The following is a 1,294-nucleotide window of genomic DNA, read 5'->3' on the forward strand; positions in this document are numbered from 1 at the left end:
CCACGCTAACCTCAAATAGCCCTTTCTTTTTTGCCATTCTTGATAAAAAACACAATTGTCGAATGGTGAGTGACCGCTATTGCGATATTGCAGGCTTAAATCATGAAGAAATCATCGGGTTAAACGATTGCCAGGTGCTAGGTGAGCAGTTTTATAAGAAGCTGGCACCTTACTACCAACGCGCATTCAAAGGCGTGCATGTCGAAGCTGAAATTACCTTAGATGAAACCGATTTAGAGACCAGCCTTCACTTTAGTTTGTCACCAGTGTATGAAGGTAACGAGGTACGTTTCGTGGTGTTTCACGCCGTCGACACCTCCGAAAAGCAAATACTTGTCCGCTCTCTGGAAGAAGCCGAAAACAAATTTGCCAAGCTGACCCAACTATTGCCCGATGGCCTGCTGCTGATTGAAGATGACACCATCATCTCAGCAAACCCTGCTTCGGCTCGTCTGCTTGGGCTTAACTCCCCTCACGAGCTGCTCGGTGAAGAGCTCTCTCGCTTGTTCATCGACGAAAACACCAAAAAAGTTTTCAGTCACCGACTCAGCACGCTTATTTCGGACAAACCGTTTGTTTGCCTGACTAGCGCGCGTTGCGGATTTGAGCGCAAAGTCCAATTGCATGCGGACTCGACGGCAATTCTAGGCAGTGAATCTCAAATTATTCTTATCCAAGATGCGGATGACACACCAAAACACTTGTCGTCGGCCTCCAGTGAAGATTCTCATATCGACTCTTTAACCAAACTGTATAACCGATTTGGTTTCACCAAGCGCCTAGAACAACTGATCAAAAGCCAAACACCGCTATTGGTGTTTTACCTCGATATCGATAACTTTAAGACTATCAATGATACTTACGGCCATGATGTAGGTGACTCTGCGATTCAACTGGTCGCGAAGTGCATCCGAGACAACATTCGTCACAGTGACGTCGCATCTCGCTTTGGTGGCGAAGAGTTTATTCTCGCGATATACGATGAAGATATTGAAGGGATGAAGCACATTCTCGAACGAGTCAAAAAAGCGATTGATGAACGATCACGACGAGTTACGAAGAATGGATTTACCGTGTCGGGTGGTGTGGTCTTTAGCTCTGCAAGCAAAGCGGAAAGCTTTGATGAACTGTTCAAGGCGGCTGATGAGAAGCTCTATGAAGCGAAAAGTACCGGAAAGAACAAGATTTGTTATTAGTTCGTGGCGCGCTTGCTAAAAGGCCGTCTGACAAATAGCTAAAAGGGCGATAATATCGCCCTTTTTTGTACTTGTCGTTCAACCATTGCGCACAATTC

General features: G+C 45.8%; 1 pseudogene. It reads left to right on the forward strand.

Going from position 1 to position 1,294, the window contains the following annotated elements:
- Nucleotides 1-1,187, forward strand: a pseudogene (locus R8N46_RS24815) (diguanylate cyclase); the annotation flags it as partial.
- Nucleotides 1,188-1,294 lie beyond the last annotated feature (107 nt).

This window comes from Vibrio sp. 1874, assembly GCF_033344395.1.
Taxonomy (GTDB): domain Bacteria; phylum Pseudomonadota; class Gammaproteobacteria; order Enterobacterales; family Vibrionaceae; genus Vibrio; species Vibrio alginolyticus.